This window comes from Streptococcus sp. 1001283B150225_161107_H12, from assembly GCF_015552665.1.
Classification (GTDB): Bacteria; Bacillota; Bacilli; order Lactobacillales; family Streptococcaceae; genus Streptococcus.
In genome coordinates this window covers 255056-271798 of record NZ_JADNFC010000003.1, presented here as the reverse complement: position 1 = coordinate 271798, position 16743 = coordinate 255056, and the positions used below count along the sequence as shown (strand labels likewise).

The 16743-nt window shown below is 43.5% G+C and carries 13 protein-coding genes; 6 read left to right on the top strand and 7 right to left on the bottom strand.

Annotated features, from left to right (window positions below; all coding sequences use genetic code 11):
- Positions 1-6: 6 nt before the first annotated feature.
- The 5 genes from I2C87_RS06345 to I2C87_RS06325 all read right to left on the bottom strand — a co-directional run bounded on the left by I2C87_RS06345 (position 7) and on the right by I2C87_RS06325 (position 5520).
- Complete coding sequence (locus I2C87_RS06345; protein WP_195324261.1) at positions 7-990, bottom strand: LacI family DNA-binding transcriptional regulator; 984 nt, start codon at positions 988-990, stop codon at positions 7-9.
- Between the two features lie 11 nt (positions 991-1001).
- The gene (locus I2C87_RS06340) at positions 1002-1814 is read right to left on the bottom strand and encodes a DUF1189 domain-containing protein (RefSeq protein WP_195324260.1); all 813 of its coding nucleotides are present in this window, start codon (positions 1812-1814) and stop codon (positions 1002-1004) included.
- A 228-nt stretch (positions 1815-2042) separates the two neighbouring features.
- On the bottom strand, positions 2043-2885 hold the full coding sequence (locus I2C87_RS06335; RefSeq protein WP_006596980.1) for a sugar ABC transporter permease: 843 nt from the start codon (positions 2883-2885) through the stop codon (positions 2043-2045).
- A 1-nt stretch (position 2886) separates the two neighbouring features.
- Positions 2887-4182 (bottom strand): sugar ABC transporter permease, encoded by a 1296-nt coding sequence (locus I2C87_RS06330; protein WP_129822584.1) that lies wholly within the window; start codon positions 4180-4182, stop codon positions 2887-2889.
- A gap of 81 nt (positions 4183-4263) precedes the next feature.
- Complete coding sequence (locus I2C87_RS06325) at positions 4264-5520, bottom strand: extracellular solute-binding protein (RefSeq protein WP_195324259.1); 1257 nt, start codon at positions 5518-5520, stop codon at positions 4264-4266.
- Between the two features lie 477 nt (positions 5521-5997).
- Between I2C87_RS06325 and malQ the strand changes: the two genes are divergently transcribed.
- The 4 genes from malQ (at position 5998) to nrdI (ending at position 11042) form a co-directional block, all read left to right on the top strand.
- A complete protein-coding gene (gene malQ, locus I2C87_RS06320) occupies positions 5998-7530 on the top strand; it encodes a 4-alpha-glucanotransferase (protein ID WP_195324258.1) in 1533 nt (510 codons plus the stop codon).
- Between the two features lie 44 nt (positions 7531-7574).
- Positions 7575-9833: a glycogen/starch/alpha-glucan family phosphorylase gene (glgP, locus tag I2C87_RS06315; protein WP_195324257.1), complete on the top strand. Its 2259-nt coding sequence runs from the start codon at positions 7575-7577 to the stop codon at positions 9831-9833.
- A 173-nt stretch (positions 9834-10006) separates the two neighbouring features.
- Positions 10007-10519 carry a hypothetical protein gene (locus I2C87_RS06310; protein WP_006595384.1) on the top strand — a complete coding sequence of 171 codons (513 nt, stop codon included), beginning with the start codon at positions 10007-10009 and terminating at the stop codon, positions 10517-10519.
- Between the two features lie 55 nt (positions 10520-10574).
- The gene (nrdI, locus tag I2C87_RS06305; protein ID WP_006595385.1) at positions 10575-11042 is read left to right on the top strand and encodes a class Ib ribonucleoside-diphosphate reductase assembly flavoprotein NrdI; all 468 of its coding nucleotides are present in this window, start codon (positions 10575-10577) and stop codon (positions 11040-11042) included.
- A 240-nt stretch (positions 11043-11282) separates the two neighbouring features.
- Here nrdI and I2C87_RS06300 read toward each other — a convergent pair whose 3' ends face one another.
- On the bottom strand, positions 11283-11528 hold the full coding sequence (locus I2C87_RS06300; RefSeq protein ID WP_048715648.1) for a hypothetical protein: 246 nt from the start codon (positions 11526-11528) through the stop codon (positions 11283-11285).
- A 166-nt stretch (positions 11529-11694) separates the two neighbouring features.
- On the bottom strand, positions 11695-13383 hold the full coding sequence (gene argS / locus I2C87_RS06295) for an arginine--tRNA ligase (protein ID WP_195324256.1): 1689 nt from the start codon (positions 13381-13383) through the stop codon (positions 11695-11697).
- Positions 13384-13485: 102 nt separating this feature from the next.
- Between argS and argR the strand changes: the two genes are divergently transcribed.
- Together argR and mutS are read left to right on the top strand one after the other, a co-directional pair.
- Complete coding sequence (gene argR / locus I2C87_RS06290) at positions 13486-13929, top strand: arginine repressor (protein ID WP_126404976.1); 444 nt, start codon at positions 13486-13488, stop codon at positions 13927-13929.
- A 106-nt stretch (positions 13930-14035) separates the two neighbouring features.
- Positions 14036-16579 (top strand): DNA mismatch repair protein MutS, encoded by a 2544-nt coding sequence (gene mutS, locus I2C87_RS06285; protein WP_195324255.1) that lies wholly within the window; start codon positions 14036-14038, stop codon positions 16577-16579.
- Positions 16580-16743: the final 164 nt, after the last annotated feature.

Sequence of the window (16743 nt, the reverse complement as noted above, 5' to 3'; positions counted from 1 at the left end):
GTTCTCCTAAAGTTCAATAATCGAGTGTTCAATGAGCTGTCTATAGCAAACGGTTTTGTTTTCCTTGTTGTCCTTAATAATTTGGAGTAGGGTTCTGACAGATTCACGTCCTAATTCAACCGTATTGATATCAATATAGGCGTCAATTGGAATCCGTGGTTTAATGGAGTCGAAGGAAATAATCGGAAGTTCGACTTGTTTGTCGTTCAGGTATCTCCGAACCCCTTCGGCAACCAAAATATCCGTCGTCATGAGTGCTTCCAGTTCTTCAAAAGGCAGGGTATCCATGATTTGGTAAGAATTTTCTTCCAGCAAGAAACCAAAGGAGAACTTGACCAATTCCTCACGGAGAGGGATCTGGTGACTGGCAAGAGCTTCTTGGTAGCCCTTGTAGCGGTCTTGAGAAACGGCCAATTCCTTATTTCCTCCAAGAAAGGCGATGTGTTGGTATCCTTTCTTGATGAAATATTCGGTCGCATCAAAGGCGGCCTTAACATTGTCGTTATCGACTAAGGATACAAAAGGAGAAGTTGCTTTTCCCAAAATCAAGAAAGGAAATTTATCTTGAATACAGAAGTCAACCAAAGGATCATTCAATTTGGAATAGAGGAAGATGAGTCCATCTACCCGCTTACCATAAATCATTTGTTTGAGTTGATCGAGGCGGTGGGTTTCATTAGCCCCTGTACAAATCTGAATGGCATAGCCATAATCAGAAGCAACCTGACTAATCCCACGGAGGACCGTAGGGAAGAAGGGGTTTTGGAAGAACACATCACTTTCATCAGGCAAGACAAGGGCAATGACCTGACTGGACTGGCTCACTAAGCTACGAGCATTGAGGTTTGGATGGTAATCTAGTTCTTTCATGGCAGAACGAACCCGTTCTTTAGTGGCTTCACTGATGGTAGATTTATTTTGAATCACTCGTGTAACGGTAGATGGTGCAACGCCAGCAAGTTTGGCTACATCTTTGATGGTAACACGCATAAAGGACCTCCCTAAGGTTTGTAATCTGGATCCCGGAAATGAGTCTTATAGAAGGCAAGCGCGAGGAACAAGACAAATAGGATATTTTGGATCAAGATGGTTGTCGTAAAGACTTGGTGGAATACTAAACTGATCAGGACGCTCGCGAGAATGGGCAATCCTAGACAGTTGAGGGTAAAATTGAAGCATTCTTTGAAGGTCTTGAGAGAGAAGAGACGTGACTTCCGTGTCAAGAAGAGGAAGAAGGAAGCTCCAAATACTAAAATGGCAAAATTCACAGCAGATAAGAAACCTGAGAAGAGGACGAGAAAGAGACTAACAGCCAATCGATTGGCCTGGAACCAATCTTTGGAAATGGCCTTAGTGAGTTCTTTTTTGTCCTGGATGCTCTCTTGATTGATGGCTTGGTAAGGAATCGTAGCTAGTTCTTTCTTTTCTTTACTTACAATCAATTGGTTTTTATCGAAATAAAGAGTTAATTTTTCTCCTAATGGAGTTCCTTCGTGATGGCCTAAGATAACATGACCAGCTTCATTTTTATGAACTCCAAAATGACTGTTATAGACTAGTTCTTGCTGATTTATCTGTATGTTTTCTTTTAAATCCTTCATAACATCATCTGTTAAGGGATCAAAGACATCGCTAACGAAGGTGGTTAAGGGGTAGGTCTGTAGTTCTGCATTTTGAATGGCAACAGGAATGAGGGTCAAGGATAGAAGAAAGAGTGAGGTAAAGATCATTTGGAACCAATTAAGTTGTTTGCGGTTGGCAAATGCTTTTCTTACCTGAAAAAGGCTGGAAAAATAGTTAAATGGATAGGGCATGAAGAGACCTTTCTAATCTCCGGGATGGATTTCCCTTGTATGGAGAGCATAACAAGATTTTATCCTTAACCAAAGATGGGAGAGAAACTGGTAGCAAATCAATCAACTTGCTATCCTTGTCCCACTCCCATCCTTTCCTTAAAGATAAAATTAATGTGACTGGGAGAAAAGCACGAGAGAGGAACTCGTCCTTTTCATCATAGCTGGAAGGTTATAGAAAAGTTTATTTTATCCTTTATCTCCACCAGCTGTCAAGCCTGAAACAAAGTTCTTTTGGAGGAAGAAGAACAGAACACAGATTGGAACTGCAATCAGAATCGCACCTGCCGCAAAGAAGGCAATCTTTTGATTTTTTTGGTCGCTGATAAAGGTTTGAAGACCAACAGCTACCGTGTAATTGATTTCATCGCGAAGCAAGAATTTAGACAAGATGTAGTCTCCAAAAGGTCCCATGAAGGCCCAAAGTGCTTGGACCGCAATCATTGGGCGAACCAATGGAAGGACGATTTGCCAGAAGCGACGGAAGTGTCCAGCACCATCCAATTTTGCAGATTCATCAAGTGAAATTGGGACTGTATCGAAGTAACCCTTCATCAACCAAGCGTTCATCGGGATTCCCCCACCGACATAGAGGAAGATGAGGAACCAGCTGTGGTTCAAGGCATTCAACATCAAGGCCATAACGAAGAAGGCAGTCAAAGCAGCCATGGTAGGGACCATTTGGATAATCAAGAAGAAGACCAAACTTTGCTTACGAGCCAAGAAGTTGTAGCGGCTGTATGCATATCCTGCCAAGGTAATGATGGATGTTTGAGCAACCATGGTAATAATGGCGATAATCAAGGTGTTGAGATACCAGGTACCATATAAGGTGTCCGTAAAGAGTTTTTGGAAGTTATCAAAGCTGAGACTGCCACTGAAATCAAGCGTAAAGGCACTGACATTACCCGTTTTGAAGGCTGAAAGAACCGTGATCAACAATGGATAGATGATGATGATGGAAAGGACAACCAAGTAGAGGTAAGTCAAGAAATGATTAAGGCGGCGTTTAAATTGAACTGAATTTTTCATTTTACACATCCTCCATATCAAATGCGTGCAGTTTCTTGAAGGCAATCATCGAGATCGAGATGACAATCAGAGAGATAATCAACGTAACCGCAGCAGCCATTGAGTATTGAGGTGATGAGTTCGTTGTCAATTTATAGATCCAAGAAATCAAGATATCTGTCGAACCAGCATTACCACCAACAGATCCAGGTCCACCATCGTTAAAGAGGTAGATAATGGAGAAGTTGTTAAAGTTGAAGGTGTATTGGCTGATGAGAGTTGGTGCCGCAACCGCTAAAATCATTGGGAAGGTAATGTTGCGGAATTTTTGCCAAGCGTTGGCCCCATCAATATAGGCTGCTTCGTAAAGGTCGTTTGGAATAGATTGCAAGATTCCGAGTGTCAAGACGTAAATGTAAGGGAAGCCGAGCCAACCTTGCATCATAATCAAAGCAATCTTCGTCCAGGTAGGATCAGTTTTCCAAGGAATGAGAACCCCATCCAAGAATGGGAAAATCTTCGCAAAGAGCGGAAGGACTTGCGCATTGATGGCCCCGATACTATCGTTGAACATGTTTGAGAAGGTCAAAATCGTAATGAAGGCAGGAACCGCCCAAGGAAGAAGGAAGATAACACCGAAGATGCGTTTTCCTTTAATGAATGGTTGGTTGGCAATAATAGCCGTTAGGATACCAAGAACGATTTGAAGAGTAGAAGCTGCCAAGGCCCAGATCAAGGTCCAGCCCAATACAGATGTAAAGGCAGAACGGAAGGTACTCAAAGTCCACATGTTGGTGAAGTTTTGAAGTCCGATCCAATCAAGGAGCGTAAAGCGAGCTGTATGCTTAAAGTCGTAGTTGGTAAAGGCAATCATCAAGGTAACCAAAACAGGGAAGATGATTGCAAAGGTCATGGCAATATAAGAAGGGATGATCAAGAGATAAGGGAAGCCATTTTCATAGATAGCATTCACCATCTCTTTTAGGGTCTTCGGCACTCGAATACCGTTATTAATCCGCTTAGCTACAGTACCCGCATCTTTGATATTCAAGGCGTAGAACATCAAATAAACGACGGTGATAATTAAGTGGAAGGCCCCACGAATCAAGATAAAAAGAGAATTATCTTTTCCACGGACAGTACCGAGGGTAACGAGTTTAGACAATTCCTCCAAACCAATACCGAAAAAGTAAGCGAGAAAGACAAGTGTTACACCAAGGAAGATGTATCCTTTTGCTTTCTGTTTGTTATAGATTTGTCCCAAGCCAGGAATGAGGGATAACCACATTGCCTTTTTTGGATTTTGTTGTGTTTCCATATCGACTCCTTATAAGTGAGCGACCAGAGGCCACATCACAGCGAAAGGCTGGGAAACACTCCCAGCCCCTTGGGAACTGTATTACTTGCCACCGAATTTTTGTTCGATAGTTTCTTTGATTAATTTAACAGCACCGTCAGCAGCATCTTTAGCAGATTTCTTACCACTTACAGCGTCGAAGAGCATAGTTGCAGCTGGATCCCATACAGTACTCATTTCAGAGATGTTTGGCATTGGTTGCGCATTTTCAAACTGTTTAACAACGGCAGTTGTCAATTCATCGTTTTTACCAACAGCGTACTCACGAGCTTCTGTGTTAGCTGGCACTTCGTTCGTCTTATCGTAGAAAGCTTTTTGTTGATCAGTTGAAGTCAAGAAGTCTACGAATTTTTGAGCTGCTTCAGGGTGGTTGGCACCTGCAGGGATAACCCAAGCTTTACCACCACCGAAGGCAGAGTAAGCTTTTCCGTTTGGAAGAGTAGGGATTGTTGCTACACCGTAGTTTACTTTTGCTTCTTTCAATGAAGATGCTTTCCATGGACCATCGATGATGGCAGCTGTCTTACCTTCTTGGAATTGAGTTTGGATGAAGTTTGCAGCACCTTTAGTGTCTTGCAATCCTTTAGGCCATTTAGCATACCAAGTTTTCGCGTATTCAATACCATCGATCGCACCTTGGTTGTTCAAACCAATGTCTTTTGGATCTGTACCATCTTTACCGAAGACATAGCCACCGTTACCTGAAAGGAGTCCATATGCATAGTAGAAGTTTGTCCAGTCAGCAAGGAAGGCAGTGTTTTTACCTTCTTCACCAGCGAAGTCATACTTGCTGTCTTTTGCCAATTCTTCAAGTTCGCCAAATGTTTTTGGAGCTTCTTGCATGAGGTCTTTGTTGTAGTAAAGAACCAATGTTTCGATAACTGCTGGTGCACCGTATACTTTACCGCCGTTTGTTACAAGTGATTCAGTTGTTTTGTCAGTCTTGCTGTTTTTGTTCAATGTCACTTCAGCCAATTGACCGTCGTTACCAAGACCACCTACGCGGTCGTATGGTGCCATCATAACGTCTGGAGCTTTACCAGATTGGTTGTCAAGAGACAATTTGTCCAATCCACCAAGAGCGTCACCTGTCTTGATCGTTACTTTTGTTCCACTTTCTTTTTCAAAAGCTTTCGCAGCTTCTTCCATGTAAGCTTTGTAGCCATTGTCAACGTATACTGTCAACTCGTTTTCAGAAGCAGCAGAGTCGTCTTTTTTGCCTCCACAAGCTACCAAAAGAAGTGATGCGAATCCAACTGTACCAAGTACAGCAGCGCTTCGAAGAATTGTGCGTTTCATGATTTATTCCTCCTAAAGAATAAAAATAAGATTATTAGTTGAAAACGTTTTAGACAAACGTTTTCCTTAACACGAATAGTATATCACAGAGAGAAAACGTTTGCAAGCTCTTTGTGCAAAAATTTTTTAAAAATTTTTATCTTCTATTAAATACACACAAATAGTTGACAAGAAAATGAGAAAGGGATAAACTAGGCGTGGGGTGAACCTGCAGAAAAATCATAAAAGTTTAGGAAACCTCTTGCATAAACCACAAGAATACTTTATAATGGACACGTAACGCAAACGTTTTCCTTGAACGTTGCATAACGATGATCTAAGGTCATTTATAAATAGGCTAAATTTATTTCTATGTCTGACAGTTGGTCGCTTCTTATGCCTTCTAAGAGTCGGAATGAGAACTGGAACAGAACAGAGTAGAAAGTTGGTCTATTTTTCTTTGAAACAAAAAATATTAAACTAAAGGTGGTACCCTCAATGAAAAAACGCCAAAGTGGTGTCTTGATGCACATTTCATCCTTGCCTGGGAAGTATGGAATCGGTTCGTTTGGTCAAGCAGCTTACGATTTTGTCGATTTCCTCGTTCGGACTAAGCAACGGTATTGGCAAATTTTGCCTCTCGGAACAACCAGTTATGGAGATTCTCCTTATCAATCCTTCTCGGCTTTTGCAGGCAACACCCACTTTATTGACTTCGATCTCTTGATCGAGCAAGGGCTCTTGGATGCATCCGATGTCGAAGGTGTTGATTTTGGTCAAGACCCAACAGAAGTAGACTATGCGAAGATCTTCGAACAACGTCGTCCTCTTCTAGAAAAAGCGGTTAAAGCTTTTATTGAAAATGGTGATTGGGATGACTTCAGCCGTTTTGCTGAAGAAAATGCAGCTTGGTTGGAATTGTTCGCAGAATACATGGCTATTAAAGAGCACTTTGAATTAAAAGCATGGACAGAATGGCCAGACGCTGCGATTCGTGCACGTCAACCGGAAGCCCTTGCTTCATACCGCGCTAAATTGGAAGATAAATTGACTTACCATCGAGTAACACAGTATTTCTTCTTCAAACAATGGTTGAAATTGAAAGCATACGCTAACGACAACCATATTGAGATCGTAGGTGATATGCCAATCTACGTAGCGGAAGATTCAAGCGATATGTGGGCAAATCCTCATCTCTTTAAAACAGATGAAAATGGAAAAGCAACCTGCATCGCAGGATGCCCACCAGATGAGTTCTCAGCAACTGGTCAGCTTTGGGGCAACCCAATCTATGACTGGGAAGCAATGGACAAAGATGGTTACAAATGGTGGATTGAACGCTTGCGTGAGAGCTTCAAGATCTACGACATCGTGCGGATCGACCACTTCCGTGGTTTTGAATCTTACTGGGAAATCCCAGCTGGTTCTGATACAGCAGCACCAGGTAAATGGGTCAAAGGTCCTGGCTACAAACTCTTTGCCGCAGTGAAAGAAGAACTTGGTGATTTGAACATCATCGCAGAAGACCTTGGCTTCATGACGGACGAAGTCATTGAGCTTCGTGAGCGCACAGGCTTCCCAGGCATGAAGATTCTTCAATTTGCCTTCAATCCTGATGATGAAAGTATCGACAGCCCTCACTTAGCGCCAAATAACTCTGTTATGTACACTGGTACACATGATAACAACACGGTTCTTGGATGGTACCGCAATGAAATTGACGATCCAACTCGTGAGTACCTTGCTCGTTACACCAACCGTAAAGAATACGAATCTGTTCCACATGCGATGCTTCGTACCGTCTTTGCTTCAGTCAGCTTTATGGCCATCGCTACCATGCAAGATTTGTTAGAGTTGGATGGCTCAGCTCGTATGAACTTCCCATCTACTCTTGGTGGCAACTGGGCATGGCGGATGACAGCGGATCAATTGACTCCTGCTGTTGAGCAAGAATTGCTTGATTTCACGACCATCTATCGTCGTGAAAATACTGACTTGGTGAAAGAAGAAGCGAAAAAAGCAGAAAAATAATCTTTCCCCCATTAAAATTGTTGAAACAAAGGAGACACTTAACCATGGAATCATTACAAAAATATGTGATTGACCATCATCAAAAAACAATTGCAGAATGTTCAAACGAAGAATTGTACATTGCTTTGCTTAATTACACCAAGCAAGCAAGTGCCCAAAAGAAATTAAATACTGGTAAGAAAAAAGTTTACTATATCTCAGCTGAGTTCTTGATTGGTAAACTCTTGTCGAACAACTTGATCAACTTGGGTCTTTACGATGATGTCAAAAAAGAATTGGCTGACGCTGGCAAAGACTTGATCGAAGTTGAAGAAGTGGAATTGGAACCATCACTTGGTAACGGTGGTTTGGGACGCTTGGCAGCCTGCTTTATCGACTCTATCTCGACTCTTGGATTGAACGGAGACGGGATCGGTTTGAACTACCACTTTGGTTTGTTCCAACAAGTCCTTAAAAACAACCAACAAGAAACCATTCCAAATGCATGGTTGACTGATCAAAGCTGGCTCGTTCGTTCAAGCCGTAGCTACCAAGTGCCATTCGCACACTTCACATTGACATCTACTCTCTATGATATCGATGTTCCTGGTTACAAGATTGATACCAAGAACCGTTTGCGCTTGTTTGACTTGGAATCAGTTGATTCATCTATCATTGAAGATGGCATCAACTTTGACAAGACAGATATCGCTCGCAACTTGACTCTTTTCCTTTACCCAGACGATAGTGACAAACAAGGTGAATTGCTCCGTATCTTCCAACAATACTTCATGGTTTCAAACGGTGCACAATTGATCATCGATGAAGCGATCGAAAAAGGAAGCAACTTGCATGACCTTGCTGACTACGCAGTTGTACAAATCAATGATACTCACCCATCTATGGTCATTCCTGAGTTGATCCGTCTCTTGACTGAACGCGGTATCGAAATGGATGAAGCCATCTCTATCGTTCGTAGCATGACCGCTTACACTAACCATACCATCCTTGCAGAAGCCCTTGAAAAATGGCCACTTGAATTCTTACAAGAAGTGGTTCCTCACTTGGTACCAATCATTGAAGAATTGGACCGTCGTGTTCGTGCTGAACACAAAGATCCAGCTGTTCAAATCATTGATGAATACGATCGTGTCCACATGGCCCACATGGATATTCACTACGGATACAGTGTAAACGGGGTTGCAGCTCTCCATACAGAAATCTTGAAAAACTCTGAGTTGAAGGCCTTCTACGATCTTTACCCAGAAAAATTCAACAACAAAACAAACGGGATTACCTTCCGTCGTTGGCTCATGCATGCCAACCCAAGCTTGTCTCACTACTTGGATGAGATCCTTGGACGTGACTGGCACCATGATGCTTCTAAGTTGGAAGACCTTCTCTCATACGAAGATAAAGCTGCTGTCAAAGAAAAATTGGAAAACATCAAAGCCCACAACAAACGTAAATTGGCTCGTCACTTGAAAGATCATCAAGGTGTGGAAATCAATCCAAATTCTATCTTTGATATCCAAATCAAACGTCTTCACGAGTACAAACGTCAACAAATGAACGCTTTGTATGTCATCCACAAATATCTTGACATCAAGGCTGGTAATATCCCTGCTCGTCCAATCACAGTCTTCTTTGGTGGTAAAGCAGCTCCTGCCTACACCATCGCTCAAGATATCATCCACTTGATCCTTTGCTTGTCAGAAGTCATCGCAAACGACCCAGCAGTAGCTCCACACTTGCAAGTAGTGATGGTTGAAAACTACAACGTGACTGCCGCAAGTTTCTTGATCCCAGCATGTGATATCTCAGAACAAATCTCATTGGCTTCTAAAGAAGCTTCAGGTACTGGTAACATGAAATTCATGTTGAACGGAGCTTTGACTCTTGGTACGATGGACGGGGCTAACGTGGAAATCGCTGAGTTGGTTGGCGACGAAAACATCTACATCTTCGGTGAAGATTCAGAAACTGTTATCGACCTTTACGCGAAATCTGCATACAAATCAAGCGAATTCTACGCTCGTGAAGCAATCAAACCATTGGTTGACTTCATCGTCAGCGACGCTGTTCTTGCAGTTGGTAACCAAGAACGTTTGGAACGCCTTCACAATGAGTTGATCAACAAAGACTGGTTCATGACCCTTCTTGACTTGGAAGACTACATCAAGGTTAAAGAGCAAATGTTGGCTGACTACGAAGACCGTGATGCATGGTTGGATAAAGTCATCGTCAACATTGCCAAAGCAGGATTCTTCTCATCTGACCGTACCATCGCTCAGTACAACGAAGATATCTGGCACTTGAACTAATTTGTTTTTAACATTCTAGAAGCAATATACTTACAAAGAAGAGCTCCTTTTGGATCATATCCTGATTTAGAGGGAGCTTTTTTAGCACAGGATCGCTGGGAAAATCTAAACTTGCGCTTCCCTAAGGTTCACGTTATAATAAATACTATGGATATTAGAAACGAGGAAATACAATGAAGAAAAATCCAATTTATATGTATGTCTTGCTAGCTCTATCAGCGATGGGAACTCTATTAACTGCTCAGTCCTTCTTTGGATTGGCTAAAGTGGAGCTCACAGATGAAATGGCAGCTTCTTTGAACTTAACCACTGCTCTTGAACGGGAAGAATACAAAGCCTTCCTTGAGAAATTAATCGTAGCCTTACGCGGACCGATTGCTTGGTTGTTGCTATCTCTTTTGATTGGGGGCTTGATTGCAGTTGCCTATTTCTTCCTGTCTAAAAAGGATATTGTTAAGGCGACCTATGCCTATATGGGACAGATTGGTGCCTTTGTCTTAATGAGCTTGCATAATTTCTTGTCTTATCGTTCTTCTATGTCTGTGATCACGTCAGACAAATTGCGGACCTTGTTGCAGGCTTCTAGCTTATATGCACTTGTCTTGAGTGTGGTTGTAGCCCTTGTTTACTTGGGAATCCTCCTCTACAAATTGAAAAATAGACCAGCTAGCGACCTTCAAGCTTAGATCATAGCATTAAAAAACTCCTCAAGTCTGGAACAAAGAAGAGGAGCTGGTCTGATTGGAGAAGAAAATGAAAGTATGTTTTGTCTATATCAGTTTAAGTGGCAATACTGAAAGTTTTGTTCGTCGCCTCAGTGATTATCTATGGGAGCAGTACCCTGACTTGGTCATTGAAAAAATCCATGTCAAAGACCTAGTCAAAGAAGGGAAGCCCTTCTTTGAAGTTGATACACCTTTTATCGCCTTTTTACCGACCTACCTAGAAGGAGGAAATGGTGTTGATAATGGAGATGTGGAAATTTTAACGACCGATGTAGCAGACTTTATTGCCTATGGAGACAATGCCACTAAATGCTTGGGAGTTGTAGGATCAGGAAATCGCAACTTCAACAATCAATATTGCCTAACGGCCAAGCAGTACAGCCAACGCTTTGGTTTCCCTGTGCTAGCAGACTTTGAGATGAGAGGGATGCTAGGGGATATCAAAAAAGTAGCGGCCATTGTAGAAGATTTGTATCGTCTTTAAAACAAAAGAGGCTGGGACAAAAGTCCTAGCCTCTCAATTGTCTTTGGATTATCGAGCAAGACGCAGTGGTTGAGTGGGCTCTACCACGCTGATTTCATCAGCTTTTACAGCCCTACTCAACTGTGCGGAGGTGGGACGACGAAATCGAATTCTAACGAATTACCGATTTCTGTCCCACTCTCTTATTTGTTGCGGTTGAAGAGAGAGGGGTCATATTTTGTATGACTCCTCTTTTAGGGCTTATTTTAATTGATCTGTGATTTCTTTCGAGAGCAAGAGGCCGAGGCGATAGTCCTTATTGATGGCGTGGATGACATCGTTGATGTTTTCCGTCGTTTGGATTTGTTCCTTGATGCTTGCCTTGAAGGCTTCATCTTTTAAGAGTTGCTCTTGTAAAATCTTTTGCAGTTTTTCTCTCTCGTATTTATTGATTAAAAAGAGAACGAGCAGACTAACTAAAATAAGAATATAAACAGTTTGATTCATAGGGTTCTCCGAAGGATAAGATAATGGATGAAGGGAAGCGATAATCGCTAAAAATATAGGTGTGTTTAGCATGAGAAAAGGAGTGAGATGGAACTAAATAAGGTTTATTTAGCGATTCCTCTCACCCCTAAAAGTGATGGTTTCCTATCAAAAAGTAAGGAAGATATTACATTTTCTCAGGTGCATCGACACCAAGTAAGCGAAGCGCTTCTTTCAAGACAACTGCTGTTGAGTAGCTAAGAGCAAGGCGGCTATCGCGTTCGGGGCTTTCATCCAAGATACGAGTGTGAGCATAGTACTTGTTGAAGGCTTGAGCCAAGTTAATCGCATATTTAGCAATCAAGGATGGGTCATAGTTTTCAGCAGCACGTTTCACGACACGAGCAAAGTCTTGGAGAAGTTTGATGATTTCCCAGCTTTCTGGGTCGCTCAAGCTGTAAGTTGCATCTGCAGATGGTGTGAAGTTGGCTTTGCGAAGGATGGATTGGATACGTGCGTATGCGTATTGAACGTATGGTCCAGTTTCTCCTTCGAAGGATACCATGGCTTCAAGGTCAAAGTCATACCCGTTGCGACGGTCTGTCTTCAAGTCGTAGAACTTAACGGCACCAACACCGACTGCATGTGCCACTTCTTCCTTGTTTTCCAATTCAGGGTTCTTTTCTTCGATCTGAGCTTTGGCACGAGAGATGGCTTCTTGAAGGGTTGGTTCGAGCAGGATGATATTTCCTTTACGAGTTGACAATTTTTGGCGGTTCTTTGTCACCAAACCAAAGTCAACGTGGATCATATCGTCGCTCCAGTCAAATCCCATTTTCTTCAAAACAGCTTTCAACTGACGGAAGTGGTTGGATTGTTCTTGACCGACAGCATAGATGTTTTTCACAAAGTTGTAAGTCCGTGCACGGTAGATAGCGGTTGCGATATCACGAGTGATATAAAGAGTGGCACCGTCTGATTTCTTAATCATAGCTGGTGGAAGGTTGACATCATCCAACTCAACGATGCTAGCTCCCTTAGACTCTTTCAATAAGCCTTTTTCTTCAAGGATTTGGACAGCTTCATCCATCTTGTCATTGTAGAAAGCTTCTCCGTTTAAGCTGTCAAATTCAACACCGAGGAGTTTGTAGATACGGTTGAATTCTACCAAGCTTTCGTCACGGAACCATTGCCACAATTCAGTTGCTTCTGGATCTCCATCTTCCAATTTCTTGAACCAGAGACGTCCTTCCTCGTCCAAAGCAGGATCATTTTCGATTTCGGCATTGATGCGGACATAGAGTTTCAACAATTCATCGATTGGATTGGCTTCGACAGCTTCCTTGCTACCCCATTTTTTATAAGCGACCATCAAGAGACCAAATTGTTTACCCCAGTCTCCCAAGTGGTTGATTTTAATGGTGTTGTAGCCCATTTTGCGGAAGATATTTGAAAGAGCATCTCCGATAACGGTTGAGCGCAAATGACCAACTGAGAAAGGTTTTGCAATATTTGGACTAGAAAGGTCGATGGTAATATTTCCTCCATGTCCTTCGTCTTGCTGACCGTAGTCTGCACCTGCTTGGATAACCGCTTTGATGACTTGATCAGAGATTTGTGATTTATCTAAGAAGAAGTTTACGTAAGGACCAGTAGCAACGACTTTTTCAAAGTGAGAGGCATCAATTTTTTCCGCAATATCAGCAGCAATCGCTTGAGGAGCTTTGCGTTCGATTTTAGCCAAAGAAAAGGCAGGAAAGGCGATATCTCCGAGGTCTGAAGATTTTGGTTGCTCTAGTAAATTTAAGATAGTTTCTTGGTCTAAGCCTTCAATGACTTTTGCCAATTCACTTGCAATAAGTTCTTTATGATTCATAGTAGCTCCTTTGGTCTTTTGTTACTATTCTATCACAAAATTCGGCCTTTCTTCAAACTTTTTGGTATAATCAAAGTATAATTATTCAAAAGTGGAGCAAAAATGAAAAAAGATGAACGTCAGCTTTTGATTCGAGAAATTATTCAACATGAGAAGTTATCGACGCAAAAAGACATTCAAGACCGTCTAGAACAAAGAGGGGCGGGAGTGACCCAGACCACCTTATCCAGGGACCTACGAGAAATCGGTCTGATCAAGGTAAAAGAAAAGGGTGGCCTCTATTATAAATTGGCAGATGAACCTGATCGAACAGATATTTTTAGACTGATTGCTCAATATGCACAAGTGGTCTCGAGAGCGGAGTTCACATTGGTTGTTCGGACGGAGCTGGGAGAAGCGGCTATTTTAGCCAACGCAGTCGATGAGATTTTGGATGATCAAATCCTTGGTACCGTAGCAGGTGCCAATACCCTCTTAATTGTTTGCAAGGATCAAGAAGTAGCACAAACAGTCCAGCAGACCATTCTCCAACATTCTAGTCACTAGTCAAAGGCGAGGGACCAGTCCAGAAAGGGATCGGCCCTCCTTTTATGTCAGTTTAGAGTTGGAGTAAGCACTCAGAATGAATGCAATGATATAGAAAAGGAACGATATGGCAGCAGAAAAACTATCACCTGGCATGCAGCAATACCTAGATATCAAAAAAGACTATCCGGATGCTTTTTTACTCTTTCGGATGGGGGATTTTTACGAGCTCTTTTATGAAGATGCCGTCAATGCAGCACAGATTTTAGAGATTTCTTTGACCTCTCGGAATAAAAATGCAGAAAATCCGATTCCCATGGCTGGAGTTCCCTATCATTCGGCCCAGCAGTACATCGATGTCTTGATCGAAAAAGGCTATAAGGTGGCTATTGCAGAGCAGATGGAAGATCCCAAGCAAGCCGTCGGTGTGGTCAAACGGGAAGTGGTCCAAGTCATTACTCCGGGGACCGTTGTCGATTCGACCAAGCCAGACAGCGCCAACAACTTCCTGGTAGCCTTGTCTCATGATGAGACGGACTATGGCCTTGCCTATATGGACCTAGTGACCGGGGAGTTTCAGGTCACTAGTCTGAATGATTTTGCCATGGTCTGTGGGGAGATCCGCAACCTACGGGCGCGGGAGATTGTCCTGACCTACTCCTTGTCAGAAATGGAAGAAAGAGTCCTTCTTGGCCAAATGAACCTCTTGCTCTCCCCTATTTCAGAAGTGGCGGAGGATGTCCAACTTTTAGGGGCTGAGTTGACTCATTTGGAGAGAATAGCAGCTGGAGGCCTGCTCCGATACGTCCAGGAAACCCAGAAGCGGGAACTCCACCATATCAAGCCTGCCCATCACTATGAAGTCCGTGATTTCTTGCAGATGGATTATGCGACCAAGGCGAGTTTGGACTTGACAGAGAATGCTCGGACAGGCAAAAAGCATGGTAGCCTCTACTGGCTCCTAGATGAAAGCAAGACAGCCATGGGAGGCCGTCTCTTGCGGGCATGGATCCAGAAGCCTTTGATGGACCGCCATCGGATCGAGGAGCGCCAAGAGATTATCCAGGTCTTCTTGGATCATTTCTTTGAGCGAAGCGATCTGGCAGATCGTCTCAAGGGTGTCTATGACATCGAGCGTTTGGCCAGTCGGGTTTCCTTTGGTAAGACCACTCCCAAGGACCTCTTGCAGTTGGGTGAAACCCTGCGCCATGTTCCCTTGATCAAATCGCTTCTGGTCGAGATGGGCGAGCCAGTGCTAGACCTCCTCGTTGCCCAGTTAGATGAGCTACCAGAGCTTTGCCGTCTCATCGAGGCAGCGATTGACCCGGATGCCCCTATCGTTCTGACAGAAGGCAATATCATCCGTACCGGCTTTGACCCAACTCTGGATCAGTACCGTGTCGTCCTCCGGGAAGGGACCGGCTGGATTGCAGAGATCGAAGCCAAAGAACGGGAAGCCAGTGGCATCACCGGACTTAAAATTGACTACAATAAAAAAGATGGCTATTATTTCCATGTGACCAATTCCCAATTATCCCGTGTACCAGCTCATTTCTTCCGCAAGGCGACCTTGAAAAATTCTGAGCGCTTTGGGACAGAGGAACTGGCTCGGATTGAAGGGGAGATGCTAGAAGCTCGGGAACAGTCGACTAGCCTAGAGTATGCGATTTTCCTACGGATCAGAGAGGAAGTCGGCAAGTACATTCAGCGCTTGCAGTCCCTAGCCCAAGCCCTAGCAACGGTGGACGTCTTACAAGGCTTAGCCTGTGTGGCTGAAAGGCAACAACTGACTCGGCCAGTCTTCCAAGAGGCGCGTGATATCCGGATTGAGAAGGGGCGTCACCCAGTTGTTGAGAAGGTGATGGGGGCTCAAAGCTACATCCCCAACAGCATTTCCATGGATGAGACCTGTGATATCCAGTTGATTACGGGGCCCAATATGAGCGGGAAGTCCACCTATATGCGCCAGTTGGCCATCATTGTCATTATGGCTCAGCTTGGCTCCTTTGTACCGGCTCAGGCGGCGACCCTCCCTCTCTTTGATGCTATTTATACCCGGATTGGGGCTGCAGATGACTTGGTGTCCGGCCAATCGACCTTTATGGTTGAGATGATGGAGGCCAACAATGCCATTCGCCGAGCGACTCCGGCTTCTCTTATCTTGTTTGATGAGTTGGGACGGGGGACGGCGACCTATGATGGGATGGCTTTGGCTCAAGCCATCATCGAATACATCCATGACCGGACAGGTGCCAAGACGCTCTTTGCCACCCACTACCATGAGTTGACCGACCTGGAGCAGACCCTATCTCGCTTGCGCAATGTCCACGTCGCAACCTTGGAGAAGAATGGCCAAGTGACCTTCTTGCACCGGATCGAAGAGGGACCGGCTGACAAATCCTATGGGATCCATGTGGCCAAGATTGCAGGCCTGCCAAGCGATCTCTTGAAGCGGGCAGATACTATTTTGAGTCAACTAGAAGGCCAAAGCCACGAAGTGTCGATGGCGACTCCAACACAGCAATCCTCTCCAGAGCTTGGAGAACAGTTATCTCTGTTTGCAGCAGATGCCACTCATCCAGTACTAGAAGAATTAAAAACTCTCGATATCTACAACATGACCCCGATGGAAGTCATGATGGCAGTTGCTGAGATGAAAAAGAGAATTTAAAAAACAGTTCATTCGAACTGTTTCAGATTGAAGACAAAGTAATTTTAAAAACTTTCCTTAGGTGAGTACGGACGTCAGCGAACTTCGTAGAAGTTCCATGACTAATCATTGAGCCTAAGGTCTCAATGATTCCGAGTGCCTGAAACACAGTTGTTTCAGGCACT